Below are 23,439 nucleotides of genomic sequence, written 5' to 3' on the forward strand. Positions count from 1 at the left end.
TTCGCGGCGGGCCTGGAATCCGGCCCCGGTCTCGGTTCCTGCGAAGAGATATCGCGGAGCGCGATGCTTAATGAAACCTTAAACTGATCAATTGGTTAATTGTCGTCCCGGGTAAAGTCGGTGCGGTCCCGGCCGTGAAGGCCGGGACCGGCCACCGTTATTCCTCGCCTTCACCCTGATCGGCGATCCGGGCGACCGAGACGACCTCTTCGCCCTTCGCGAGTTCGAAGATCTTGACGCCGCCCGCCGTCCGCGACCGGAACGAGATGCCTTCGACGGGGCAGCGGATCGATTGGCCAGTGGAGGTTGCCAGCATGATCTGGTCGTCCATCTCCACCGGGAAGGACGCGACGAGCTTGCCGCCACGCATGGCCTTGTCCATTGCCATGACGCCCTGGCCGCCACGCCCCCGGATCGGATAGTCGTGCGAGGAGGAGATCTTGCCAGCCCCGCGCGCGGTGATCGTAAGGATCAGGTCTTCCGCCGCGGACATCTCGGCATAACGCTCCGGAGACAGCTGCCCGGCTTCCACCGTTTCCTCGTCCTCGTCGGCCTCGGCTCCATCATCGAGGGCACCCGCGACGGCGCGGCGCATCTTCAGATAGGCCGCGCGCTCCTCGGGCGACGCCTCGAAGTGGCGGATCACCGACATGGAGACGACGTTGTCGCCGTTCGCAAGCCTGATCCCCCTAACGCCCGTGGAATCGCGGCCCTTGAAGACGCGAACCTCGGTGGTCGAGAAGCGGATGGCGCGCCCGAGGGCCGTCACCAGCATGACGTCATCGTTCTCGTCGCAGATGCGCGCGTTCACGAGCGACACGCCTTCCGGTAGCTTCATCGCGATCTTGCCGTTGCGCATGACGTTGGTGAAGTCAGACAGCGCGTTCCGGCGCACGTCGCCGTCGGATGTCGCGAAGAAGATCTGGAGGTTCGCCCATTCCTCCTCCGGCACGTCCACTGGCATGAGCGCCGCGATGGAGACGCCCTGGTCGATCGGCAGGATGTTTACGATGGCCTTGCCCTTCGCATTGCGCCCGGCAAGCGGCAGGCGCCAGCACTTCAGCTTGTAGACCATGCCGTCAGTCGTGAAGAACAGAAGCGCTGTATGCGTGTTGGCCACGAAAAGCGTGGTCACCACGTCGTCTTCCTTGGTCTGCATCGAGGCAAGGCCCTTGCCGCCGCGCCGCTGCGAGCGGAATTCGGCGAGGGGAGTGCGCTTGATATAGCCGCCCGAGGTAATCGTGACGACCATGTCCTCGCGCTCGATCAGGTCCTCGTCCTCGAGGTCGCCGGCCCAGTCCACGATCTCGGTGCGCCGGGGCACCGCGAACTGGTTTCTGACCTCGCGAAGCTCGTCCGAGATGATCGCCATGATCCGCTCGCGGCTCCCGAGTATGTCCAGGTAGTCGCGGATCTTCGCGGCAAGCTCCTGCAGCTCGTCGGTGACTTCCTTCACGCCCATCGCGGTCAGGCGCTGCAGGCGCAGGTCGAGGATCGCGCGGGCTTGGGTTTCGGACAGGTTGTAGGTCCCGTCCTCGTTCATCTTGTGCTTCGGGTCGTCGATCAGCTGGATGTAGTCGGCAATATCGGCCGCCGGCCAGCGCCGGGTCATCAGCCTTTCGCGCGCCTCGGCCGGATCGGCGGATGAGCGGATCGTCGCGACGACCTCGTCCACGTTGGATACGGCAACCGCGAGGCCGCAGAGGATGTGGCTGCGCTCACGGGCCTTTCTGAGTTCGAAGGCGGTCCGGCGCGCGACAACTTCTTCCCGGAACGCTATGAAATACGTCAGGAAATCGCGCAGCGTCAGCTGTTCCGGCCGGCCGCCGTTCAGCGCCAGCATGTTGCAGCCGAAAGAGGTCTGCATGGGCGTGAAGCGATAGAGTTGGTTCAGGACCACCTCCGGCGTCGCATCGCGTTTCAGTTCGACAACAACGCGCACACCGACGCGGTCGGATTCGTCCTGCACATGGGCGATACCCTCGATCTTCTTGTCGCGCGCGGCCTCGGCGATCTTCTCGATCATCGATGCCTTGTTCACCTGGTAGGGGATCTCGTCCACGACGATGGCATAGCGGTCCTTCCGCAACTCCTCGACCCGAGTCTTCGCCCGGATGATGACGCTTCCGCGCCCTTCGAGGTAAGCCTTCCGCGCGCCGGAGCGGCCAAGGATGATCCCGCCGGTCGGGAAATCCGGGGCGGGGATGATCTCCATCAGCGCTTCGGTCGACAGATCCGGGTTCTCGATCAGCGCGAGCGTCGCGTCAACGACCTCGCCGAGGTTGTGCGGCGGAATGTTGGTCGCCATGCCGACGGCGATGCCGCCCGCGCCGTTGACCAGCATGTTCGGAAACCGCGCCGGAAGAACCGTCGGTTCCCGGTCCTTGCCGTCGTAGTTGTCCTGGAAATCGACCGTGTCCTTCTCGATATCCGCGAGGAGGGAGGCCGCCGCCTTGTCCATTCGGACTTCGGTATAACGCATCGCGGCCGGGTTATCGCCGTCCATCGAGCCGAAGTTGCCCTGACCGTCGAGAAGCGGCAGCGACATCGAGAATGGCTGCGCCATCCGCACCAGCGCGTCGTAGATCGCCGCGTCGCCGTGCGGGTGGTATTTACCCATCACGTCGCCGACCGGGCGCGCCGATTTGCGGTAGGGCTTGTCATGCGTGTTCCCGGTTTCGTGCATCGCGTAGAGAATGCGCCGGTGCACGGGCTTCAGCCCGTCACGCAGGTCGGGGATCGCGCGGCTCACGATCACGCTCATCGCGTAATCGAGATAAGCCGTCTTCATTTCATCGGCGATCGAAACCGTCGGGCCTTCATAGGCCGGGCGCGGGGCGATTTCCCCTTCGTTTTCAGGGGGTTCCGGGATGTCTGTCACGGGCTGCTCGCGTCTCTGCCAAGGGTCTAGATTTTGTTGTTCAATCTTATACCGCATCCCGGATATGGGGTGCAACCAAGCGTGCGCACGCATTCTGGCATCAGTTGCATGAGAGTGCTAACATACTGTTTTTGTTGAAACTTAATCAGACTCGGGCATCATTTCCCCCAGAAGAAAACTGGAGGCAGAAGATGCGCGCATCCGAAACCGAACTGATGTTGAAGGGATACGGGCTCACGACGGCGGAGCTTTTCTATCGGATACCTGACTACAAGAGCGTCCTGAACAGCTTCATCTGGCAGGAATACGACCTGGCCCCGGACTACCCCGAACTGTTCCGGTTCATCGAGTTCTGGCAGGAGAAGATCGAAGGGCCACTGCACTCCGTCAGGTTCACCCACAGGAAGCTGATCGCGCCGGGCGAATGGCGGCAGGTGGTGGGGGAGTTCCGGATCCATTGACGCCGGGACGGACCACCGGCCTCATTGCGGATCAGCTGACGCAGTCCATCATTTCGGGCTGGAGGCGCTTCCATACGGCGGCGACCGTTCGATCGTCGGCGGCGATGCGGAACTCCTTGCGCAGGACGCTGGCCAGGTCCGCCTCCGACACGATCTCGCGCTCTTTCGCGTCGGAAGTGAACCGACGGTCGAAAAGGCTGACGCGTCCGTTGGCAGTGACACGGTGCAGCATCAGGTGGTTGGGGAACGGAGACTGCGGGAAGCGGGCACAGAAGAAGTTGGCGGCGACGTAATCGGGTGGCGTGACCGGGGAACGGTCGAAACCGTACAGCGCGAACCAACCCTCAGGCGTTTCGCGTTCCATCACGGTTTCTTCCGTCGCGGTGTCGGCGCGCAACCGATAACGCCCCAGACGGTCCTCCTGTGGACCCGACTGGCCAAGTTCCAGGGGCACCTCCGGAACCGAGCCGCCAAAGCCGGCATCGGCCAGAAAACTCCGCTCTCCAATCGTGACGACATACGACAGGTGCGCCCTCGGCCCTCCGGTTGCCGCGCCCATGCGGACACGCCCGAGAACGGGCACCGCCCGATAACCCAACGCCGCCAGCGCCATTCCGAAAAGCGTATTCAGTTCAAAGCAGTAGCCGCCATGTCCGTCCACGACGAGCTTTTTCCAGATCGCCGCGGGGTCCAGGTCCGGAACCTTTCCCAGATAGGGTTCGGTGTTCTCGAACGGTATGGCCGTAAGTTGGGCCGCCTGAAGCGCGGCGAGCGCCTCAGGCGTTGCGGCTCCGGGCCGGTGAGCGATGCGGTCGAGATAGCGATCGAGATCGAAGGTCATGGAAGTCTTCCAAGCATTTGTGACCAGGATTAGGCGCGATTGACCCTCTGGCTGCAATCCGCGATATTGCAGTGGTCTATCCGTTTTTGCATGGATCATGGCGCACTCTTTCTCCCGCGATCTTCCCGACTGGAACGATCTGCGCGATGTGCTGACGATACACGAGGCCGGAAGCCTTTCGGCCGCCGCGCGCATATCGGGTGTCAGCCAGTCGACGATGTCACGCCGGCTTGCGGCCATTGAGGCCGGTGGTCGCAGGGTGTTCGATCGCGGCGAGTTGGGGGAAGTCACGCTGACCGAGCGGGGCGCGGCAATGGTCGGTGCCGCGCGCGCGATGCGGCTGGCCTATGACCAGCTGGGGCTGGCGCTCGGGGCCACGGTGCAGCCGCTGCGCATTGCTGCTTGCGAGACGACAGCGCAGCTTTTCATGGCCGATTCACTCCCGGAATGGGGCCGGCGCGGCAACGACCCGACCGATCTTGCTGTCTACGAAGACCTTTTCGTGCTGTCGCCCGCCGACTACGACGTCCTCGTGACACCAGCCGAAGGCGCGCCAGAGGGCACCGAGGGCCTGGAAATCGGTCGTATCGGCTGGGGCCTGTTCGCATCGCCGGAGTACCTGGACCGCAACCCGGTCCGTCCCGGAGCGAATTCGCTTGATGGGCACCGGGTGATCCGTGGCTCCGGCTCGCTGGCTGAAGTCAGCAGCTACCGCTGGTTCGCCGGTCAGGGCGGCAACGTCGCGATGCTGTCGTCGAGCCCTATTGCGCAGCTTGAGGCTTGCGCGCGCGGGCAGGGCGTGGCCCTGCTTCCGCTTGCCTTGGCCGAGGCCGATCCACGGCTGGCCAGGCTCGACCTGCCTGCGTGCCCGGACTCGCCCGTCTGGCTCTATGCAGACGCGCGAGAGGCAAGCCATCCCCGCATAGCGGCATTTCTCAGGTGGGCGCGCGGCCGATTCAGACGGCCAGAGTGATGCTCCTCTCTTGCGCCGCTTTTGCGCGCAGGAGCATCCCGTAAAGGTCGCGTGGCTCGTCCGGATCGGCGATCATGTCGAGTTCCTCGAAGAAGGGTGCGCCACGCAGTCGGTCGTGGACGTAACGCAGGGCCGAAAAGTCCTCGACGGCGAAGCCGACACTGTCGAAGAGCGTTATCTGGCGCGCGTCGGTCCGCCCCGGCATGGAGCCGCTGAGCACTTGCCAAAACTCGCTTACGGGATGGTCGGGGGGCAGCTGCTGGATCTCGCCCTCGACGCGGGTTTGCGGCGCGTATTCGACGAAGATGTCGGAACGCTTGAGGATGTCCCTGTGAAGCTCCGTCTTGCCGGGGCAGTCCCCGCCGACGGCGTTGATGTGGACGCCGCTGCCGACCATGTTGTCGGTGAGAATGGTGGCGAATTGCTTGTCGGCCGTGCAGGTCGTGATGATGTGGGCGCCCATGATCGCCTCTTCGGGTGTTTTGCAGGCTGTGAGCTTCAGTCCGGAAGTCCCTAGATTCCTGAAACATTTCGTGGTCGCGGTTGTGTCGATGTCGTAGAGCCTGATCTCCTCGATCCCGCAGATCGCGCGGAAGGCCAGGGCCTGGAATTCGGCCTGGGCCCCGTTGCCGATCATTGCCATGACGCTTGCGCCCGCGGGCGCGAGGTGCTTCGCCGCCAGCGCGGACATGGCCGCGGTCCGCAGTGCTGTGAGGATCGTCATTTCCGTCAGCAGCAGTGGGTATCCCGTGTTCACGTCGGCAAGAAGGCCAAAGGCGGTAACGGTTTGCAGCCCTTCCTTCATGTTCTTCGGATGGCCGTTGACATATTTGAAGCCATAGCGGGTTCCGTCCGAGGTGGGCATCAACTCGATCACGCCGACTTCGGAATGGGACGCGACTCGAGGCGTCTTGTCGAAATCCTGCCAGCGGCGGAAGTCGGCTGCGATATAGCCTGCCAGGTCGGCCAGTACGCGCTCGACCCCGATATGAAGAACGAGGCGCATCATGTTGTCGACGCTAACGAAAGGGACGATGTTCAGTCGATTCATGGGAAGCTCCGGGTGGGGCGGTCGAATACCTTTCGGCCCATGAGAGAGGCGACGAGGTCAACCATCAGGCGCGCGGTTCGGCCGCGCTCATCGAGGAAGGGATTGAGTTCCACGAGGTCGAGCGAGGAGACGAGGCCAGACTCGTGGAGAAGCTCCATCACGAGATGCGCCTCGCGGAAGGTGGTTCCGCCCGGCACGGTCGTCCCGACGGCGGGTGCGATGGATGGGTCGAGGAAATCGACGTCGAGCGAGACGTGGAGGAGTCCGTTTTCGGCGCGCACACGATCGAGGAACTCGCGCAGCGGCGCGACGATGCCCTGTTCGTCGATGACGCGCATGTCGATGATGCCGATGTCGTGGTCGAGAAGTGCGGCGTGCTCTTCAGGATCGACGGAACGGATTCCGTAAAGGCAGATGCGTTCCGGCGGCAGGGGCGCGGGGAAGGGTGGGAAGGCGGTGAAACCCTCGCGGCCGGCGACGTAGGCTACGGGCGTGCCGTGAAGATTGCCGGACTGGGTGGTTAGCGGCGTGTGAAAGTCGGAATGCGCGTCGAGCCAGAGAAGGAACAATGGCCGGCCTGCCTTCGCGGCGTGTGCCGCGACACCGGAGACCGCGCCAAGCCCAAGCGAATGGTCGCCGCCCATGATGATCGGGAAGCCCGCGCTCATCGCGCCCTCGGTCGCGGCGGCCAGGGATTTTGTCCAGGCGACAGTCTCGGCAAGCGAATGAACGGCCGGGTTGGCGCAGGTTGCGGACTCGAAGGGGGCAGGGGCTACATCGCCCCGGTCATCGACCTCGTGCCCGAGATCGATGAGCGCCTTGGCGATGCCCGCAACGCGGAAGGCAGCCGGCCCCATCAGGCAGCCGGGACGCCGCTGGCCGCTGTCGATCGGAGCGCCAACGAGAATGCAGTTCCTGGATTTCATCCTGTTCCCTTCCTTCTTGTCGGATTGTCTTTTCACTTTGCGTCAGCTGGAAGCCGCGTTACTGTCATTAAGTGAGTATGAGTGACCGAAATGGTGATGGTAATGAGCGAATTGGACGATCTCGACCAACGTCTCCTCTCCGAACTCAGGCGTGACGGGCGGGCGGCGTTGTCGGATCTCGCCGGTCGTCTCGGTGTGGCGCGCGCGACGGTGCGGGCGCGGATCGAGCGGCTGATGCAGCGAGGCGAGATTGTGGGTTTCACCGTTGTTACGCGCGGCGATGTCAGCCAGGCGCCGGTACGCGGACTGATGATGATCGAGATAGAGGGACGATGGGCCGACCGGGTCATGGCCCGGCTTTCGGGGCTGCCCGAGGTGTCGGCGGTTCACTCGACAAACGGGCGCTGGGATCTCGTCGCGGAGATAGGCACGCGGACGCTCGAGGAGTTCGATGCCGTGCTTGCGCGCGTTCGGGGCTTTGAGGGCGTCGCGTCGAGCGAGACGAATCTTCTTCTTGCGACGAAGCGCGCGGGCCGCAAGGCGGTCTGAGCCCCGCCCGCGGCTTCAACGGGTCTTGCGGGCCGCCATGATCCAGATCGCGGCGAGCGCGAAGGAAAGAATGGCGTTCCAGGACGCCATGGAAAGCGACAGAAATTCCCAGGCAACCTCGTCACAGCGGATGAGCGGCGCCTGGTTGATCTGTTCCAGAAGTTGCGCCGCAGTCAGGTTGCCGATGTCCCCGCCGGAGGTGCAGGTATCGGGGCCAGGCCAGAATCCACGTTCGACACCGGTGTGATAGATGCCGAGCCCGCCCGTCGCTGCGGCGGCGAGCGCGCCGAGCCAGGCAAGCAAGGGCAGACGAATGATCAGGGCGAGCGCGCCGATCAGGATCGCCGCTCCATGCGGCCAGCGCTGCCAGAGGCAGAGCTTGCACGGCGCGTAACCGAGCGCCTGAAATAAGAAGGCTCCGGCCAGGAGCGCGGCGGAACCGCCCGCGGCGAGGAGGATGAGGCGAGTGCGTGTCACAGGTATCTCACAAGCAGGAAGCCGCCGAGCAGGAGGGCGAGGAAGACGCTGAACACGAGGCCCAGACGTTCTTCGATGAAGCTGCGGATAGGGGCGCCGAACTTCCAGAGGAGCCCCGCGACGATGAAGAACCGGAAACCGCGGGCGATGACTGACGAGACGATGAACACCGGCAGGCTGAGGCCCGTCCATCCCGAGATGATGGTAATCACCTTGAACGGGAAGGGCGTGACGCCCGCGATCAGGACGGCCCAGGCACCCCAGTGGTTGAACCGTTCCGCGAAGTCACTGGCCGCGTCCATCTTTCCGTAGAATTCGAGGACCGGCTGGCCGATCGCCTCGAACACGAGCGCGCCGATCAAGTAGCCGGCCAGTCCCCCCGCGACCGAGGCAAGGGTGGCTACGGCGGCGATCAGGAAGGCCCGCGCCCGGTTGGCAAGGACCATCGGGATCATCAGGACATCCGGCGGGATCGGGAACACGGAGCTTTCCACGAAGGAAACTGCCGCGAGAGCCCGCAGCGCATGGCGGTGGCCCGCCAATCCCATCGTCCAGTCGTAAAGTCTGCGGATCATCTACTGCCCGTTCGCGGCCTTCTGCCCATTGGGCACGGCAGAGACGCGGCGTCAAGAAGGGGTTCGGTTACATTCCCGTGCAGTCCACCTGGCGGATCGCGCCAAATCGGATGGGGGAAGCGCACCGGCGGTTCGCGCGGGTCCGCGTGGAATGGCCGCCCGGTGGCTCGCGACGCTTCCACTGCCGCGCTGCCGTGACGGCTTGTTGATCAAGGTCACTTGTATCTGCCACGTTCCGAGGCTAGACGGAATTCCGGTGGCCCGAGTGGCGGAATGGTAGACGCAGGGGATTCAAAATCCTCCGCCGCAAGGCGTGCGAGTTCGAGTCTCGCCTCGGGCACCAGGCAAGGCGCTTCGCGCCTGCGACCTCCACCGAATACCTCGATGGCCCAGACGTCGGGGGCATGCGCCGGGCGCCCGGTCGTATGCTCGACACGCGTGCTTTCTGGGCGCGTGCAGACGGGGTTCAGGTCAGTCCGCTTCCGTCCTTCAGGACGTTTCCCTTCGCTGACGCCAGGCTGCCCAGTCCTCGGGCGTGTCCAGATCGGTCAGGGCCCTCGTGCCCGGCAGGGCGAGGTTACGGATCTGCTGTTCACGCGCGAGAATCGCGCGAGCGCCCCTGTCCCCGGACAGGCGGGCCAGTTCGGGGAAGAGGCGGGCAGGGAACAGCACGGGATGCCCGGGCTTTCCCGAGGCGGCGGTGGCACGGAGGATCTTGTCAGGATCTTCGAGGAACGCGCTGATCAGGGACGAGAAATCCCCTGTCCCAATCTCCGGCATGTCGGCGAGGTGAACCATGAGGCCGACTGCGCCGATCCGGCGCGCCTCGGTCGCGCCGGCGCGGAGTGACGCGGCCATGCCCTCGCTCGCGTCGATCTCCTGCACCTCGACGCCCGTGCCCGCCAGCGCGCCGTGGCGCCTTTCGTTCCCCTCGGGGATGGTCGCGAGGACGGGCGCACGGGTTGCCACGGCATGGCGTGCCGTCCGCGTCAGCAGCGGTTCGCCCTCGATCTCTTCGAGAAGCTTGTCGCTGCCACGCATGCGCGTGGATGCTCCAGCAGCGGCAATGAGGATCAGGACCTTTGTCATGTCACGACACTATGCGCGGATCGGGCGCATGGAAACGTGCGAAAAGGCATTCCCCATTGCGCCCGCCGAGGCGCTGTCCGTGAGCCTGGCGAGGCGGCCCGATGGACCACCTCGCCGCCTGACCTAGCCGCGCATCCTTTCGGCCGCCGCATCCCAGAGAGGCTCGGTCACGAGCCGAGCAGGGCGGCGTTCCCCGAGGATCTCGATCTCCACCTCAAGCCCGTCGCGGATGCTTTCCGTGGGCAGGAAGCCCTGCGCGACCGACTGGCCCGTCCAGTGCGAGTAGCCGCCCGACGTGCAGAAGCCGACTACCTTGTCTCCGAGCCAGATCGGCTCGTAGGCGACGACGTCGGCGTCCTTGGCGTCCACGATGAAGGCGCAGAGCTTCCGCTTCGGCCCTTCGGCCTTTTCCTTCAGGGCGGGTGCCTTGCCGATCCAGTCCACCGCCTTGTTCCAGCGAATGAAGCGGTCGATGCCCGTTTCGCCCGGGAAATAGTCGGGAGAGAACTCCCGCGCCCAGGAGCCGAAGAACCTGTCGAGCCTGAGGCTCATCATGGCGCGCATCCCGAAGGGGCGCAGGCCGAGGTCCTGGCCCGCGGTCCAGAGCGTGTGCCAGAGCGAGCGCTGGGACATGAAATCGCAGTAGATCTCGTAGCCAAGGTCGCCCGTGTAGCTGACCCTCTGGATCAGGCAATCGGCCATTCCGACGGTCATGCGCATGGCGTCCATGAACTTGAACGCCTCTGCCGACACGTCCGCGCGGGTCACGCGCGACAGAAGTTCCCGCGCCTTGGGGCCAGCGATCTGGAAGCCTGTGAGCCGGTCCGAGACGTTCTCGACGCGCACGCCTTCCTCGAGGTTCTGTTCGAACCAGCGGCGGTGTTGATCCTGTGCGCCGTAGCTCCCCGTGACCTGGAACTCGGTCTCGGACAGGCAGGTGACGGTGAAGTCGCCGATGATCTTGCCCTTGGGCGACAGCATCGGCGTGAGCGACAAGCGTCCCGGCGCGGGGATCGCGCCGGCCATGATGCGGTCGAGCCATGCCCGCGCGTTCGGACCGGTCACGCGGAACTTGCCGAAATTCTGGATCTCGTTGATGCCGACCGCCTCGCGCACGGCGCGCACTTCCTGCGCCGTCGCATCCCAGGCGTTGGAGCGCTTGAAAGACGGCGTTTCGTAGCGCGGCTCGCCGGGGAGAGCGAAGTAGTTGACGACTTCCAGCCCGTATTGCTGGCCCCAGACCGCGCCCATCCCGTCGAAGATGTCGTACATCGGCGTCGTCCGGAAGGGGCGTGCCGCCGGGCGCTCCTCGTTCGGGTAGGAGACCGAGAACCGCATCTGGTAGTTCTCGATGACCTTCGGAACCGTGTAGCCGGGTGTCGTCCAGGTGCCGAAGCGCGCCACGTCGAAGCCGCGCGGGTCGCATTCCGTCTCGCCGTGGATCATCCATTCGGCGAGCGACTTGCCCATGCCGCCGCCCTGGCTGAAGCCGGCCATGACCGCGCAGGCGGACCAATAGTTCCTGAGACCCGGGACGGGGCCGATCAGCGGGTTGCCGTCGGGAGCGAAGGTGAAGGGCCCGTGGATCACGCGCTTCACGCCGGCCTTTTCGAGAACAGGGAAACGCCTGTAGGCGAAGGCGACCGAATCCTCGATCTTGTCGAGGTTGTCGGGCAGAAGCTCGTGCCCGAAGGTCCAGGGCGTGCCGTCGATCGACCAGCCCTCGCAGGGCTTTTCATAGAAACCGATGCAGAGGCCCCGGCCTTCCTGCCGCAGGTAGCTTTCGCCGCCCGGGTCCATCACGTGCGGGAATTCGCGTCCGGATTTCAGGATCTCCATGATCTCCGGGATGTCGTCGGTGACGAGATACTGGTGCGCCATCGGCAGGAGCGGCAGGTAGATCCCGGCCATGGCGGCCACTTCGCGCGCCCAGAGACCGCCCGCGTTGACGACGTGCTCGGCGTGGATCGTGCCCTTTTCGGTCACGACGTCCCAGGTGCCGTCGGGGCGGGGATTGGTTTCGAGCACGCGGTTGTGCTCGACGATCTCGGCGCCGCCCATCTTCGCCGCGCGGGCATAGGCGTGCGTGGTCCCGGAGGGGTCGAGATGGCCGTCGAGGGGATCGTAAAGCGCGCCGATGATGCCCTTGGTGTTCACCAGTCCGTCGGTGAACTTCTCGATCTCCTCGGGGCCGAGGATTTCGGTGTGGAGGCCCATGTAGCGGTGCTTCGCCCGCTCGGCCTTCAGCATGTCGAAGCGTTCCTGCGTGTCGGCGAGCGTGATGCCACCGACGTGGTGCAGGCCGCAGGACATGCCCGTGATCTTCTCAAGCTCCTTGTAGAGCTGGATCGTGTATCCCTGAAGCGCCGCCATGTTCGTGTCGCCGTTCAGGGTGTGGAAACCACCCGCCGCGTGCCAGGTGGAGCCCGAGGTCAGGTCCGAACGCTCGACGAGCATCACGTCGGACCAGCCGTACTTGGTCAGGTGATAGAGCACGGAACAGCCGACGACACCGCCGCCGATGACGCAGACCTTCGTGTGGGTTTTCATGTGTGCCTCCTGAATCTTGTCTGCAGTCAAGGCGTTCGGCAGGAAGAAGGCATGTCGAAAGACGACGGAAAATGTCGTATCAGAGCGCCGGATGCGTCCCGCGAGAGAAACGCATCCGGTCCGGCCCGCTCCCTTGAAGCGGGCGTGTCGTCACTTCTCCGGAATGAGTCCGCGCGGACTGAACCTGAGCACGAGGAGCAGGACGAGACCCATGGTGAGAAGACGCATATGCGCGGCGCTCTCCTGGAGGTGCTGCTTCAGCGCGCCATCGGCCATGCCGGCGGTGATGAACTGCATCAGCGCCTGTCCCCAGGGTTCGACCTTGATCCACAGGAACCAGATCAGGAAGCCGCCAAGCACTGCACCCCAGTTGTTGCCCGAGCCGCCGACGATCACCATGACCCAGATGAGGAAGGTGAAGCGCAGCGGGTTGTAGGTGCCGGGCGTCAGCTGGCTGTCGAGCGTGACGATCATCGCGCCGGCGAGGCCGCAGACCGCCGATCCGAGGATGAAGATCTGAAGGTGGCGGCGGGTCACATGCTTGCCCATCGCCTCGGCCGCGGTCTCGTTGTCGCGGATCGCGCGCATCATCCTGCCCCAGGGTGAATTGAGCGCCATCTGTGAAGCCCAGAGGAGCAAGAGCAGAATGGTCACGAAGAGCGCAGCGTAGAGAAGCTTGACCACGACGGTCGAGGCCGTCACCGGGTCCGAGCCGAAAGAGGCCGCCCATTCGACGAATCCCGTGTTCGCCTGCAGGTCGGTTTCATAGGGCACGGGGCGCGGGATCGAAATGACGTTCTTTACGCCGCGCGCCAGCCAGTCCTCGTTCTTCATGACCGCGATGATGATCTCGCCGATGCCGAGCGTCGCGATGGCGAGGTAGTCTGAGCGCAGGCCGAGCGCGGTCTTGCCGATGATCCAGGCCGCCCCGGCGGCGAGAAGCCCGCCAACCGGCCAGGAAAGAAGAACCGGCAGGCCAAGGCCCCCAAGGTTCGAATAGGTCGCGGGCTCGAACGCCTCGACGAACTCGACGGCCGGGTCGAAGACGGCACGATAAAGGAAGAAGCCGCCGATCAGCACGACGAGAAGCGCGAGCGCCCGCGCGCGGCCCTTGAGTCGGTTGTTCAGGACGATCGCCAGCCCGATGACGGCAGCCCCCAGGAGCAGCGCGAAGAGAAGGCGGAAGCCGCCGTTCAGGGTCCAGACCTCGGTCACGGGCCTCGTCGCCACCAGGACCGGGGCAAGCCCCCCGAGCGCCACGAAGCCGACCACACCGACGTTGAAGAGGCCCGCGTAGCCCCACTGCATGTTCACGCCGAGCGCCAGGATCGCCGAGATCAGCCCCATGTTCAGGATGCCGAGCGCGGTGTTCCAGCTTGCCGTCATGCCCTCGCCGATGATGAGAAGGGCCACGAAACCGAAGAGGAGAATGTTGCGCATGTTCATACCGCTTTCCCCTTGAAGAGGCCCGTGGGCTTGAAGAGCAGGACGACGATCAGGATCGCGAAGGAGACAGCGAACTTGTAGTCGGTGGAAAGAAGCTGGGCGAGGCCTTCGGGCGCCAGGCTTTCAGGCAGGACGTAGGTCGCGACCTTCTTCCAGGCATAGGTGAAGCCCACCTCGGAATAGGCGATGAGGAATCCGCCCGCGATCGCGCCGAGCGGGCTGCCGAGGCCGCCCACGATGGCGGAGGCGAAGATCGGCAGCAGAAGCTGGAAGTAGTTGAAGGCCTTGAACGACTTGTCGAGGCCATAGAGCGTGCCCGCGATCGTGGCGAGGCCGGCCGCGATGATCCACGTGACAGCCACGACCCGCTCGGGGTTGATGCCCGACAGAAGCGCGAGATCCTCGTTGTCGGAGAAGGCCCGCATGGATTTGCCGGTCCGCGTGTTGTTCAGGAACCAGAACAGGATCGCCACGACGATCACCGCCGTCACGATGGTCAGCGCCTGCGTCGAGCGGAAGGCAAGGCCCTCGGCCAGCCCGGTGGACTGCTTGAATTCGTTTGCGTTGATCAGGAACCGGCCACCGTCGGCGAAGCGGATCTCGTCCACGCCGATGATCAGGCGGGTGATCCCGTTCATGATGAACATCACGCCCATCGAGACAATCACGAGGATGACCGGCGCGGCCTTCTGCCTGCGGTAGAAGCGGTAGACCGTCCTATCGGTGAAAAGCACGAGCGCGGCCGTGACCGCGATGCCGAAGGGCAGGGCGAGAAGCGCCGTGGGAAGCGGGCCGAAGCTGATCCCCATGGACTGGAACCACCAGGTGACGAGGATCACGGCGCCGGTCCCGAAGGCCATCGTGTCGCCGTGCGCGAAGTTGGAAAACCGAAGGATGCCGTAGATCAGCGTGACACCCAGCGCCCCGAGCGCGAGCTGCGCCCCGTAGGACGTCGCGGGGATGATGACGAAGTTGAGAAGCGCGACGATCGCGTTGAGAAAATCCATGCCTCAGCCCCCCAGGAAGGTGCGGCGGACCTCCGGATCGGCCAGAAGGGCCTCACCGGTGTCGGTGTAACGGTTGGCGCCCTGCACGAGCACGTAGCCCATGTCGGCGATCTCAAGCGCCTGGCGGGCGTTCTGCTCGACCATCAGGATCGAGATGCCCGTGCGGGCGACCTCGATGATGCGGTCGAAAAGCTCGTCCATGACGATGGGTGAAACGCCCGCGGTGGGCTCGTCCAGCATCAGGAGCTTCGGCTGCGTCATGAGCGCGCGGCCCACGGCGACCTGCTGGCGCTGGCCGCCCGAAAGCTCGCCAGCCGCCTGGTGGCGCTTTTCCTTCAGGATCGGGAACAGGTCGTAAACCTGCTCCATCGTGCCCCGGAAGTCGTCGCGGCGCAGGAACGCGCCCATCTCGAGGTTCTCCTCGACGCTCATCGAGGGGAAGACGTTGTTGGTCTGCGGCACGAACGCCATGCCCTTCGCCACCCGGTCCTGCGGCGTGAGGGCTGTGATGTCCTCGCCGTCGAGCGTCACCCGCCCCTGGCGCAGATTGAGCATCCCGAAGACCGCCTTCATCGCGGTGGACTTGCCCGCCCCGTTCGGGCCCACGATCACGGCGATCTGGCCCTTGTCGACGGTCAGCGTGCAGTCGTGCAGGATGTCGGCGGCGCCGTAGCCGCCGGTCATGTTCTCGGCCGACAGGAACGTCATTCGCCCACCCCCTTGCCGGCCTCGTCGCCAATGCCCGGCTGCGCACCGTGAGTTTCGTGGCGCATTGCCTCGGCATCCGCTTCCGCCTTGACCTTGTTCTTCAGGCCGCGGCCCAGATAGGCTTCGATCACGGCCTCGTTCTCCATGATGTGTTCCGCCGAGCCTTCGGCCAGCACCTTGCCCTCGGCCATGACGATGACGGGGTCGCAAAGCCGGCCAATGAAATCCATGTCGTGCTCGATGACGCAGAAGGTGTAGCCACGTTCCTTGTTGAGCCGCACGATCGCGTCGCCGATCGTGTTGAGAAGGGTGCGGTTCACGCCCGCGCCGACCTCGTCGAGAAAGACGATCTTGGCCTCGACCATCATCGTGCGGCCAAGCTCCAGAAGCTTCTTCTGGCCGCCGGAGAGGTTCCCGGCCTTTTCGTCGGCAAGATGGGAGATCGTCAGGAAGTCAAGAACTTCGTCGGCCTTCTTCGCAAGGGCCGCTTCCTCTTCCCGGATCCTTGAGCGGTGGAACCAGGTGTTCCAGAGCGTCTCGCCGGACTGGCCCGCGGGAACCATCATCAGGTTCTCGCGAACGGTCATCGAGGAAAACTCGTGCGCGATCTGGAAGGTGCGCAGAAGCCCCTTGTGGAAGAGGTCATGCGGCGGCAGCCCCGTGATGTCCTCGCCGTCCATGATCACCCGGCCCGCGGTCGGTTCATAGACACCGGCGATTACGTTGAAGAGCGTGGACTTTCCGGCGCCGTTCGGACCGATGAGGCCGGTGATCGAGCCCTTTGCGATTTCCAGCGACGCGCCATCAACGGCGCGAAAGCCGCCGAAATGCTTGTGCAGGTTCTCGACGGTAATCATGCGGTCCCTCCCCCTCATCGCGCTGTGCGAAGAACGTCCGCCAGTTTCTTGTTTTTTAATGTAAAAGCAGCCCGGACTGGCCGGGCTGCCCTTAAGGTGACGTGACTTAACGGAACTGAACCGTCTCGTACTTGCCGTCCACGAACTCGATCTGGCGGTAGTTGCCGGCGGACTCGCCGGGTCCGATCAGCTCGACCGCCGAGGCGCCGACATAGTCGATGTCCTGACCGGCCGCGATCAGCTCGAGGCCCTTGGCCAGCTCGCCCGGGAAGATCTGCTCGCCGGGCGCGTTAGCCACGTCCATGATCTTGCCCGCGAGATCGCCCGAGGCGGAGGAACCGGCCGCCTGCATGGCGAGCATGATGAGCGCCGCGGCGTCATAGCTTTCCGGGGCGAAGGGGCCCGTGCCGTCGAAGCCCGCCGCCGTCGCCATTTCCTGGAACTTCGCGGCGCCGGGGCTGTCGGTGCCCGGGTAGGCGCCGTAGGAGCCGTTCAGTTCAGCGCCGAAGATCTCGTTCAGCTTCTCGCCGACCATCCCGTCCGGGAAGTAGAAGGTCGAGAAGGCTCCGGTGTCGAGAGCGTTCCGGACGATGCCCGAGCCGCCCTGGTCGATGTAGCCCGCCACGACGAGCACGTCGCCGCCGGCCGAGGCGAGGGCGCCGACTTCGGCCGAGTAGTCGGCCTTGCCGTCTTCATGCGCGGCCGAGATGGTCACGGTGCCGCCAGCGCCTTCGAAGTTACGCTGGATCGCTTCGGCAAGGCCCTTGCCGTAGTCGTTGTTCGTGTAGGTGATGGCGATCGACGTGACGCCTTTTTCCTGAAGGATATCGCGAACGATCTCGCCCTGGCGCGCGTCCGAGGGGGCGGTGCGGAAGAACAGGCCGTTGTCCTCGGCCGTCGACAGCGCCGGAGAGGTCGCGGAGGGCGAAACCATCACGACGCCGTTCGGCACGGCGACGTTCGCGAGGATCGCACCCGTCACGCCGGAGCAGTCCGCGCCCATGATGGCGTTGACGCGATCGGTCGTCACGAGACGCTCCGCAGCTGCCGTCGCGGCGGCCGCGTCGACGCAGGTGGAGTCGCCGCGCACCGAAGTCACGGTCGAGCCGTCGAGAAGCTTACCGGAATCGGTCACTTCCTTCATCGCGAGCTCGGCGCCGGCGCCCATCGCCGGGGTGATCGATTCCAGCGGGCCGGTGAAGCCCAGGATCACGCCAAGCTTGATCTCTTCTGCCCCTGCGGCGCCGGCCATAAGCGCGGCCGCTGCGGTTGCGGCGAGAAGTTTCTTCATGTGTTCACTCCCATGTTGGAACATTGTCCTGACGGCAAATTAAAGCGGCATAGCGGAAAAGAAAAGCTGTTCCCGGCGTCATCCTGGCATCGCGTTGCGATGTCGGCGCGCAGTGATTCTGCGTCTTCGCGTGCATTGTGACATGGGAATTCCCGCTCGCCGCATGAGGCCGGACGAATCACACTGAGGATGCATCCGGGTTCGGTCGTCCGATCAGATAGATAGCCGCACGGATCCGCTCCCCTGCGAGCCACGCTCGCGATAGGGGGTCGTCGCGTAATGCGCCCGGTAGCATTTCGAGAAATGGCTGGGCGAGGCGAAGCCGCAGGCGAGAGCCACGTTGATGACGCTCATGTCCGTCTGCATCAGCAGGTTGCGCGCCTTCTGGAGGCGCAGTTCCATGTAATAACGCTTCGGCGAACGGTTCAGGTAGCGCCGGAACAGGCGCTCGAGCTGGCGCGTCGACATCCCGACATCCGTGGCGAGGGAGGCCGGGCTGATCGGGTCCTCGATGTTCTGCTCCATCATCTGGATGACCTGGGACAGCTTCGGATGCCGGACGCCGATCCTTGTCGGGATCGACAGGCGCTGCGTGTCCTGGTCAGTGCGGATCGAGGAATAGATCAGCTGGTCGGCAACCGTGTTCGCCAGATCCTCGCCGTGATCCTGCGCGATGAGTTTCAGCATCAGGTCGATCGACGCCGTCCCCCCCGCCGTTGACAGGCGGTTCCCATCCACGACGAATACCGATTTCGTGAGCCTGACGTCTTCGAATTCCTCGAGGAAGCTGTCCTGGTTTTCCCAGTGGATCGTCGCCCGCTTCCCGTCGAGCAGGCCGGCCTTGGCGACGGTGTAGGAGGCAGTGCAGAGGCCCCCGATGGTAACGCCGCGTCGCGCTTCACGCCGGAGCCAGTTGAGCACTGGTTTGGTCGAGGCCGCCTGGACCTCGACACCGCCGCAGACGAGCACCGTGTCATCCCGTTCGATCTCGTCGAGCCCCATGTCGAGCCTGAAGGCCGCGCCGTTCGAGCAGACCGCCTCCGCCGCATTCTCGCCGGCCAGTTTCCAGGTGTACAACGTGCGCCCCGCGACCCGGTTCGCAATGCGCAACGGCTCGATCGCTCCCGCGAATGAGAGCATCGTGAATTTGTCGAGGAGAAGGAAGATGAAGCGGCGAGGCTTCGTCTGCTTGGAATCGACGGAGGGTTTCTTCTGCGAATCGCGCATTTTGCGACCGTTTTTGTCGTTTCCGGCAAAAAATCAGGAAATAACGTCGACTGCAAGGGCTTCCGGTAAACCGGAATGCTTTCCTTTGGTGGCAACGGACCGTATAAGCACCGTTCGTTATCGCTAAATGCTCGGGAGACGAGAAATGAGCAAGGGGTGGACCAAATCCGACTGGCGTTCGAAGCCAAGAGTGCAGATGCCCGATTATCCGGACCAGGCTGCGCTGAAGGCCGTCGAGGCTCAGATCGCCAAGTATCCGCCGCTCGTCTTTGCGGGCGAGGCGCGGAGGCTCAAGGCTCACCTGTCGGATGTGGCGAATGGACGCGCGTTCCTTCTTCAGGGAGGGGACTGCGCTGAGAGCTTCGCGGAGTTCTCCGCCGACAACATCCGCGACACGTTCAAGGTCATGCTGCAGATGGCCATCGTCCTGACCTGGGGCGCGAAGGTGCCCGTGATCAAGGTCGGCCGCATGGCCGGGCAGTTCGCGAAGCCGCGCAGCGCGCCGACCGAGGTCGCCGGAGGCGTGGAGCTGCCGTCCTACCGCGGCGACATCATCAACGGTTTCGACTTCACCCCGGAAGCGCGGGTGCCGGATCCGAACCGCATGCTGCAGGCGTACACGCAGGCTGCGGCCTCGCTGAACCTTCTGCGCGCGTTCTCGACCGGCGGCTACGCGGACATTCACCGCGTGCAGAGCTGGATTTCCGGCTTCACCGATGAGGAGGAGGCGGAACGCTATCGCGACATCGCGACCCGGATTTCGGACGCGATGGACTTCATGTCTGCCGCCGGGGTGACCTCGGAAACTGCCCATGAGCTCGCCTCCGTTGAGTTCTACACGAGCCACGAGGCGCTTCTCCTGGAATACGAAGAGGCGCTGTGCCGGGTCGATTCGACGACCGGCCTGCCGGTCGCGGGTTCGGGCCACATGATCTGGATCGGCGACCGCACGCGGCAGCCGGACGGAGCGCACGTGGAATTCTGCCGCGGCGTCCAGAACCCGATTGGCCTGAAATGCGGTCCGAGCACGACGGCGGAGGATCTGAAGGTCCTCCTGAACAGGCTGAACCCGGAAAACGAACCCGGTCGCCTGACGCTCATCGCCCGCTTCGGCGCCGGCAAGGTGGGTGATCACCTGCCGCGGCTCATCAAGGTCGTCCATGAGGAAGGCGCCAACGTCGTCTGGTCCTGTGACCCGATGCACGGCAACACGATCAAGTCCTCGACCGGCTACAAGACGCGTCCGTTCGACAGCGTGCTGCGCGAGGTGCGGGAGTTCTTCGCGGTCCACAAGGCGGAAGGCACGATCCCGGGTGGCGTGCATTTCGAGATGACCGGCAAGGACGTGACCGAGTGCACCGGTGGCGTGCGCGCCGTGTCCGACGAGGACCTGTCGGACCGCTACCACACCGCCTGCGACCCGCGCCTCAATGCGAGCCAGTCGCTGGAGCTCGCGTTCCTCGTGGCCGAGGAGCTTCTCGATCGCCGGGCCGTCAAGCGCGCCGCAGCGGTCTGACAACCTCAAGGGCTGGAATCGGCAGGGCCGGTCCCGATCGGGGCCGGCCCTGTTCATTTCCCGACGTCAGTCGTCTGTCTTTACCAGTCTCAGATGAGGAACCCGGGGTCCAGTCTTACTGGGTTGTGGCGGGACGGCGAAGGCCGGGGCCTCTTCCGCGAATCCAGGCGCGGGGATGTGCCTCGGTGCCTGTCCGGTGTCGGTCGGAAAGCGGTCCGCTGCAACCGGGCGGATCCTCTCCCCGGCGAGTTCAAACCTGCGCGGAGCGCGGCCGATATCCCCTTCGGTGACAAGGCAGCCGAGCGCACGGCTGACGTCTCCCAGATCACTCCTGAGCGGCAGGATCAGGAGGCTCGCGGCAAGGTCCGGCTTGCCAAGGGTCGCTTCGGACCGGAGCGTGAGTTCGGCCACCGTCGGTCCCTGGAAGACAGCTTCCGTCACCTCGGTCATTCTCGCCCTCGCGTGCGGCAGGAAGAAAGAGGTGAAGGGCATGCCGCGCACCTCCATCCCCATGAGGTCGGTCAGGTGCGCTCCGGCCAGTCGAAACCGCGTGATCGAGGGCGCGATCCGTTCGAGGATGAAGGTGTATTCCAGCGCGCGTTCGATACCCCTTGGATCGATCTCCGACCTCAGAGGCACGGGGCGTTCGGCGCGAAGCGCGTCCCAGTAGGCCAGGACCTCGCCCAGCAGCGCCTCTCGGGCCGTCCGTCTTGCGTTGCCGAACGAAACGACCTTCTCGCCTTCAGGAAAAAAAGTGTCCACCTTTGCACCCGCCTCGCCGTAGTCCGGCGCCCTTAGCCCTGGTCCTGCGCGCCCCGCGTTGTCGCGGGTGTTAAGGTCTGTTAACCGTAGGGCCGAAATGATTACCTGAGTGTTAAAATACTCCAATTCACGCGGGCTTGGGGGGCAAAAGTCTTACATGGTTAAGGTTGCGACGGTCTCCATGACCGGCTTCGCGGCGGGGCGTGGGCAGGGGGCCGGATACAGCTGGACCTGGGACCTGCGCTCCGTGAATGGAAAGGGGCTGGACCTTCGGTTCCGCGTCCCGGACTGGATCGAAGGACTGGAGGCGGCGCTTCGGACCGCGATTTCCGGTCGTATCGCCCGCGGAAATGTCACCCTCAATCTCAAGCTCGCCCGCGATGCCGGAGGGGAAGCGTTGCGCGTGAACCGCGCGGGCCTTGCCGCCGCGATCGAGACGCTCATGGTCGTGAAGGAGGCCGCCGGCCGGTCGGGCCTCGAACTCGCCACGCCCACCTCGGCCGAGATTCTGACGATGAAGGGCGTTCTTGAGCAAGGCGCGGGGGAGGAGGACACCGTGCCGCTCCTTGCCGCGCTTCTGGCCGATTTCGGCAGGCTTCTCGGCGAGTTCGAGGAGATGCGCAGAGCCGAAGGCGCGGAGCTTGGCCGCATCATCGCGGCTCAGGTCGGTCGCATCGCGGACCTCAGCGCCGAGGCCAAGGCCGCCGCCGACGCGCGTCGCCCGGCGATGGAGGCTACGCTCAAGGAAAATCTCGCCCGCGTCATGGCTGGCGCGGCCGAAGCTGACCCCGCGCGTGTAGCGCAGGAACTCGCGCTTCTGGCGGTCAAGGCCGACGTGACCGAAGAGATTGACCGGCTCGGCGCCCATGTGGTCGCCGCGCGGGCGCTCCTGGCCGATCCGGGGCCGGTCGGACGCAAGTTCGACTTCCTGATGCAGGAATTCATGCGCGAGGCGAATACGCTCTGCTCGAAATCCGGCAATGCCGAGCTGACGCGCATTGGCCTTGACCTCAAGCATGTCATCGACCAGATGCGCGAGCAGGTCCAGAACGTGGAATGACAATGCCTGCCGAAACCGTCCGCCGTGGTCTCCTGATCATCCTGTCTTCGCCCTCTGGCGCGGGGAAATCGACGCTGGCACGCCGGATGATGGCCTGGGACCCAACGCTGAGCTTTTCCGTTTCGGCGACGACACGCACGCCGCGCCCGGGTGAGATCGAAGGGAAGGACTACTACTTCCGCTCCCGCGCCGAGTTCGAGGCGATGGTGGAATCCGGGGACATGCTGGAGCACGCCGAGGTGTTCGGGAACCTCTACGGTTCGCCCAAGGAGCCGGTGGAAGCCGCAATGCGGGCGGGCCGTGATACGCTTTTCGACATCGACTGGCAGGGCGGTCAGCAGATCCGGAACTCCGCGCTTGGGCGCGATGTGGTGTCGGTCTTCGTTCTGCCCCCGTCCATCGAGGAACTGGAACGCCGCCTGCGATCGCGGGCTCAGGACAGCGACGAGGTGATCGCGAAGCGCATGGCGAAGAGCGAGGCCGAGATCAGCCATTGGGCGGAATACGACTATGTCCTCGTCAACGACGATATCGACCAGGCCGAGGCCGATCTGAAGACGATCCTGACTGCGGAGCGCATGCGCCGCGACCGGCAGCCCTGGCTGTCGGATTTCGTGCGCGGCCTCAACCGCGAATTCGAGGAAAGGGGGGTGGAATGATCTATGCTCTGGATGGGATCTCGCCCGAGATCGGGCCGGAAACCTGGGTTGCCCCGGATGCGAACCTGATCGGCAAGGTTGTCCTTGAAGAAGGCGCGAGCGTCTGGTTCGGCGCCACGCTGCGCGGCGACAACGAGGAAATCCGCGTCGGGCGCGGCTCGAACGTGCAGGAAAACTGCGTGATGCACACCGACATGGGCTTTCCGCTCGTGATCGGCGCGGATTGCACGATCGGCCACAAGGCGATGCTGCATGGCTGCCAGATCGGCGACGGGTCGCTGATCGGGATGGGCGCGACGGTCCTGAATGGCGCGCAGATCGGCAAGGGCTGTCTGATCGGGGCAGGGGCTCTCGTTACCGAGGGCAAGGTGATCCCGGACGGGTCGCTCGTCGTCGGGGCGCCGGCGCGGGTGGTGCGTGAACTTGACGCCGACGCACGAAAGCGGCTCCTCGAAAGCGCTGCGCACTATCGCGAGAACGCGACGCGGTTCAGGAACGGGCTCTCGCCGGCGGGGTGACGCCCATAGCGTGTT

General features: G+C 64.7%; 22 protein-coding genes and 1 tRNA gene. 8 read left to right on the forward strand and 15 right to left on the reverse strand.

Going from position 1 to position 23,439, the window contains the following annotated elements:
* Positions 1-157: 157 nt before the first annotated feature.
* Positions 158-2,881 carry a DNA gyrase subunit A gene (gene gyrA / locus ABCN56_RS01135; protein ID WP_343078937.1) on the reverse strand — a complete coding sequence of 908 codons (2,724 nt, stop codon included), beginning with the start codon at positions 2,879-2,881 and terminating at the stop codon, positions 158-160.
* A gap of 191 nt (positions 2,882-3,072) precedes the next feature.
* Here gyrA and ABCN56_RS01140 point away from each other — a divergent pair, with 191 nt between their 5' ends.
* The gene (locus ABCN56_RS01140) at positions 3,073-3,342 is read left to right on the forward strand and encodes an usg protein (protein ID WP_343078938.1); all 270 of its coding nucleotides are present in this window, start codon (positions 3,073-3,075) and stop codon (positions 3,340-3,342) included.
* Positions 3,343-3,373: 31 nt separating this feature from the next.
* Here ABCN56_RS01140 and ABCN56_RS01145 read toward each other — a convergent pair whose 3' ends face one another.
* On the reverse strand, positions 3,374-4,183 hold the full coding sequence (locus ABCN56_RS01145; RefSeq protein ID WP_343078939.1) for an arylamine N-acetyltransferase family protein: 810 nt from the start codon (positions 4,181-4,183) through the stop codon (positions 3,374-3,376).
* 97 nt (positions 4,184-4,280) lie between these two features.
* On the opposite strand from ABCN56_RS01145, the gene ABCN56_RS01150 reads away from it, so the two are divergent.
* A complete protein-coding gene (locus ABCN56_RS01150) occupies positions 4,281-5,156 on the forward strand; it encodes a LysR family transcriptional regulator (RefSeq protein ID WP_343078940.1) in 876 nt (291 codons plus the stop codon).
* Here ABCN56_RS01150 and ABCN56_RS01155 read toward each other — a convergent pair.
* Both ABCN56_RS01155 and rocF read right to left on the reverse strand, forming a co-directional pair.
* Complete coding sequence (locus ABCN56_RS01155; protein WP_343078941.1) at positions 5,140-6,207, reverse strand: ornithine cyclodeaminase; 1,068 nt, start codon at positions 6,205-6,207, stop codon at positions 5,140-5,142. The genes ABCN56_RS01150 and ABCN56_RS01155 overlap by 17 nt on opposite strands.
* Positions 6,204-7,133: an arginase gene (gene rocF, locus ABCN56_RS01160; protein WP_343078942.1), complete on the reverse strand. Its 930-nt coding sequence runs from the start codon at positions 7,131-7,133 to the stop codon at positions 6,204-6,206. Before rocF ends, ABCN56_RS01155 begins: the two co-directional genes overlap by 4 nt.
* A gap of 111 nt (positions 7,134-7,244) precedes the next feature.
* On the opposite strand from rocF, the gene ABCN56_RS01165 reads away from it, so the two are divergent.
* Positions 7,245-7,682, forward strand: coding sequence for an Lrp/AsnC family transcriptional regulator (locus ABCN56_RS01165; RefSeq protein WP_343080086.1), 438 nt, complete (start codon positions 7,245-7,247; stop codon positions 7,680-7,682).
* Positions 7,683-7,697: 15 nt separating this feature from the next.
* Here ABCN56_RS01165 and ABCN56_RS01170 read toward each other — a convergent pair whose 3' ends face one another.
* Positions 7,698-8,159 (reverse strand): disulfide bond formation protein B, encoded by a 462-nt coding sequence (locus ABCN56_RS01170; protein WP_343078943.1) that lies wholly within the window; start codon positions 8,157-8,159, stop codon positions 7,698-7,700.
* Positions 8,156-8,734 carry a YqaA family protein gene (locus ABCN56_RS01175; protein WP_343078944.1) on the reverse strand — a complete coding sequence of 193 codons (579 nt, stop codon included), beginning with the start codon at positions 8,732-8,734 and terminating at the stop codon, positions 8,156-8,158. The genes ABCN56_RS01170 and ABCN56_RS01175 overlap by 4 nt, the downstream gene beginning before the upstream one ends.
* 259 nt (positions 8,735-8,993) lie before the next feature.
* Here ABCN56_RS01175 and ABCN56_RS01180 point away from each other — a divergent pair.
* Positions 8,994-9,077: transfer RNA gene (locus ABCN56_RS01180), tRNA-Leu, on the forward strand.
* A gap of 146 nt (positions 9,078-9,223) precedes the next feature.
* Here the strand turns inward: ABCN56_RS01180 and ABCN56_RS01185 are convergent.
* The 8 genes from ABCN56_RS01185 to ABCN56_RS01220 form a co-directional block, all read right to left on the reverse strand.
* Positions 9,224-9,823: a nucleotidyltransferase family protein gene (locus tag ABCN56_RS01185; protein WP_343078945.1), complete on the reverse strand. Its 600-nt coding sequence runs from the start codon at positions 9,821-9,823 to the stop codon at positions 9,224-9,226.
* Positions 9,824-9,946: 123 nt separating this feature from the next.
* On the reverse strand, positions 9,947-12,373 hold the full coding sequence (locus tag ABCN56_RS01190; protein WP_343078946.1) for a GcvT family protein: 2,427 nt from the start codon (positions 12,371-12,373) through the stop codon (positions 9,947-9,949).
* 150 nt (positions 12,374-12,523) lie between these two features.
* Complete coding sequence (locus ABCN56_RS01195) at positions 12,524-13,813, reverse strand: branched-chain amino acid ABC transporter permease (protein ID WP_425466055.1); 1,290 nt, start codon at positions 13,811-13,813, stop codon at positions 12,524-12,526.
* Between the two features lie 2 nt (positions 13,814-13,815).
* Positions 13,816-14,826, reverse strand: a complete 1,011-nt coding sequence (locus ABCN56_RS01200) for a branched-chain amino acid ABC transporter permease (RefSeq protein WP_343078948.1) — start codon at positions 14,824-14,826, stop codon at positions 13,816-13,818.
* A 3-nt stretch (positions 14,827-14,829) separates the two neighbouring features.
* A complete protein-coding gene (locus tag ABCN56_RS01205) occupies positions 14,830-15,534 on the reverse strand; it encodes an ABC transporter ATP-binding protein (protein WP_425466056.1) in 705 nt (234 codons plus the stop codon).
* On the reverse strand, positions 15,531-16,391 hold the full coding sequence (locus ABCN56_RS19675) for an ABC transporter ATP-binding protein (RefSeq protein ID WP_425466057.1): 861 nt from the start codon (positions 16,389-16,391) through the stop codon (positions 15,531-15,533). Before ABCN56_RS19675 ends, ABCN56_RS01205 begins: the two co-directional genes overlap by 4 nt.
* A gap of 106 nt (positions 16,392-16,497) precedes the next feature.
* Complete coding sequence (locus tag ABCN56_RS01215; RefSeq protein WP_343078950.1) at positions 16,498-17,682, reverse strand: ABC transporter substrate-binding protein; 1,185 nt, start codon at positions 17,680-17,682, stop codon at positions 16,498-16,500.
* A 213-nt stretch (positions 17,683-17,895) separates the two neighbouring features.
* On the reverse strand, positions 17,896-18,909 hold the full coding sequence (locus ABCN56_RS01220) for a GlxA family transcriptional regulator (RefSeq protein ID WP_343078951.1): 1,014 nt from the start codon (positions 18,907-18,909) through the stop codon (positions 17,896-17,898).
* A 145-nt stretch (positions 18,910-19,054) separates the two neighbouring features.
* On the opposite strand from ABCN56_RS01220, the gene ABCN56_RS01225 reads away from it, so the two are divergent.
* The gene (locus ABCN56_RS01225; protein ID WP_343078952.1) at positions 19,055-20,425 is read left to right on the forward strand and encodes a class II 3-deoxy-7-phosphoheptulonate synthase; all 1,371 of its coding nucleotides are present in this window, start codon (positions 19,055-19,057) and stop codon (positions 20,423-20,425) included.
* A gap of 66 nt (positions 20,426-20,491) precedes the next feature.
* Here ABCN56_RS01225 and ABCN56_RS01230 read toward each other — a convergent pair whose 3' ends face one another.
* On the reverse strand, positions 20,492-21,187 hold the full coding sequence (locus tag ABCN56_RS01230) for a PAS domain-containing protein (RefSeq protein WP_343078953.1): 696 nt from the start codon (positions 21,185-21,187) through the stop codon (positions 20,492-20,494).
* A 157-nt stretch (positions 21,188-21,344) separates the two neighbouring features.
* On the opposite strand from ABCN56_RS01230, the gene ABCN56_RS01235 reads away from it, so the two are divergent.
* From ABCN56_RS01235 to ABCN56_RS01245, 3 genes are read left to right on the forward strand one after another with little or no spacing between them, the layout of a single operon-like run.
* Positions 21,345-22,247, forward strand: coding sequence for a YicC/YloC family endoribonuclease (locus tag ABCN56_RS01235; RefSeq protein ID WP_343078954.1), 903 nt, complete (start codon positions 21,345-21,347; stop codon positions 22,245-22,247).
* Between the two features lie 2 nt (positions 22,248-22,249).
* Positions 22,250-22,906: a guanylate kinase gene (gene gmk, locus ABCN56_RS01240; protein ID WP_343080087.1), complete on the forward strand. Its 657-nt coding sequence runs from the start codon at positions 22,250-22,252 to the stop codon at positions 22,904-22,906.
* A complete protein-coding gene (locus ABCN56_RS01245; protein WP_343078955.1) occupies positions 22,903-23,424 on the forward strand; it encodes a gamma carbonic anhydrase family protein in 522 nt (173 codons plus the stop codon). The genes gmk and ABCN56_RS01245 overlap by 4 nt, the downstream gene beginning before the upstream one ends.
* Positions 23,425-23,439: the final 15 nt, after the last annotated feature.

The organism is Ostreiculturibacter nitratireducens (assembly GCF_032670585.1).
In the GTDB taxonomy this organism is placed as follows: domain Bacteria; phylum Pseudomonadota; class Alphaproteobacteria; order Rhodobacterales; family Rhodobacteraceae; genus Ostreiculturibacter; species Ostreiculturibacter nitratireducens.

What these genes read in the sequence shown, in the direction of transcription:
- ABCN56_RS01190 (WP_343078946.1), bottom strand. Translation starts at nt 12,373, where the DNA reads ATGAAAACCCACACGAAGGTCTGCGTCATCGGCGGCGGTGTCGTCGGC.
- ABCN56_RS01220 (WP_343078951.1), bottom strand. Translation starts at nt 18,909, where the DNA reads ATGCGCGATTCGCAGAAGAAACCCTCCGTCGATTCCAAGCAGACGAAG.
- ABCN56_RS01195 (WP_425466055.1), bottom strand. Translation starts at nt 13,813, where the DNA reads ATGCGCAACATTCTCCTCTTCGGTTTCGTGGCCCTTCTCATCATCGGC.
- ABCN56_RS01215 (WP_343078950.1), bottom strand. Translation starts at nt 17,682, where the DNA reads ATGAAGAAACTTCTCGCCGCAACCGCAGCGGCCGCGCTTATGGCCGGC.
- ABCN56_RS01225 (WP_343078952.1), top strand. Translation starts at nt 19,055, where the DNA reads ATGAGCAAGGGGTGGACCAAATCCGACTGGCGTTCGAAGCCAAGAGTG.
- ABCN56_RS01245 (WP_343078955.1), top strand. Translation starts at nt 22,903, where the DNA reads ATGATCTATGCTCTGGATGGGATCTCGCCCGAGATCGGGCCGGAAACC.
- ABCN56_RS01175 (WP_343078944.1), bottom strand. Translation starts at nt 8,734, where the DNA reads ATGATCCGCAGACTTTACGACTGGACGATGGGATTGGCGGGCCACCGC.
- ABCN56_RS01155 (WP_343078941.1), bottom strand. Translation starts at nt 6,207, where the DNA reads ATGAATCGACTGAACATCGTCCCTTTCGTTAGCGTCGACAACATGATG.
- ABCN56_RS01185 (WP_343078945.1), bottom strand. Translation starts at nt 9,823, where the DNA reads ATGACAAAGGTCCTGATCCTCATTGCCGCTGCTGGAGCATCCACGCGC.
- gmk (WP_343080087.1), top strand. Translation starts at nt 22,250, where the DNA reads ATGCCTGCCGAAACCGTCCGCCGTGGTCTCCTGATCATCCTGTCTTCG.
- ABCN56_RS01235 (WP_343078954.1), top strand. Translation starts at nt 21,345, where the DNA reads ATGGTTAAGGTTGCGACGGTCTCCATGACCGGCTTCGCGGCGGGGCGT.
- rocF (WP_343078942.1), bottom strand. Translation starts at nt 7,133, where the DNA reads ATGAAATCCAGGAACTGCATTCTCGTTGGCGCTCCGATCGACAGCGGC.
- ABCN56_RS01200 (WP_343078948.1), bottom strand. Translation starts at nt 14,826, where the DNA reads ATGGATTTTCTCAACGCGATCGTCGCGCTTCTCAACTTCGTCATCATC.
- ABCN56_RS01140 (WP_343078938.1), top strand. Translation starts at nt 3,073, where the DNA reads ATGCGCGCATCCGAAACCGAACTGATGTTGAAGGGATACGGGCTCACG.
- ABCN56_RS01205 (WP_425466056.1), bottom strand. Translation starts at nt 15,534, where the DNA reads ATGACGTTCCTGTCGGCCGAGAACATGACCGGCGGCTACGGCGCCGCC.
- ABCN56_RS01150 (WP_343078940.1), top strand. Translation starts at nt 4,281, where the DNA reads ATGGCGCACTCTTTCTCCCGCGATCTTCCCGACTGGAACGATCTGCGC.
- ABCN56_RS19675 (WP_425466057.1), bottom strand. Translation starts at nt 16,391, where the DNA reads ATGATTACCGTCGAGAACCTGCACAAGCATTTCGGCGGCTTTCGCGCC.
- ABCN56_RS01145 (WP_343078939.1), bottom strand. Translation starts at nt 4,183, where the DNA reads ATGACCTTCGATCTCGATCGCTATCTCGACCGCATCGCTCACCGGCCC.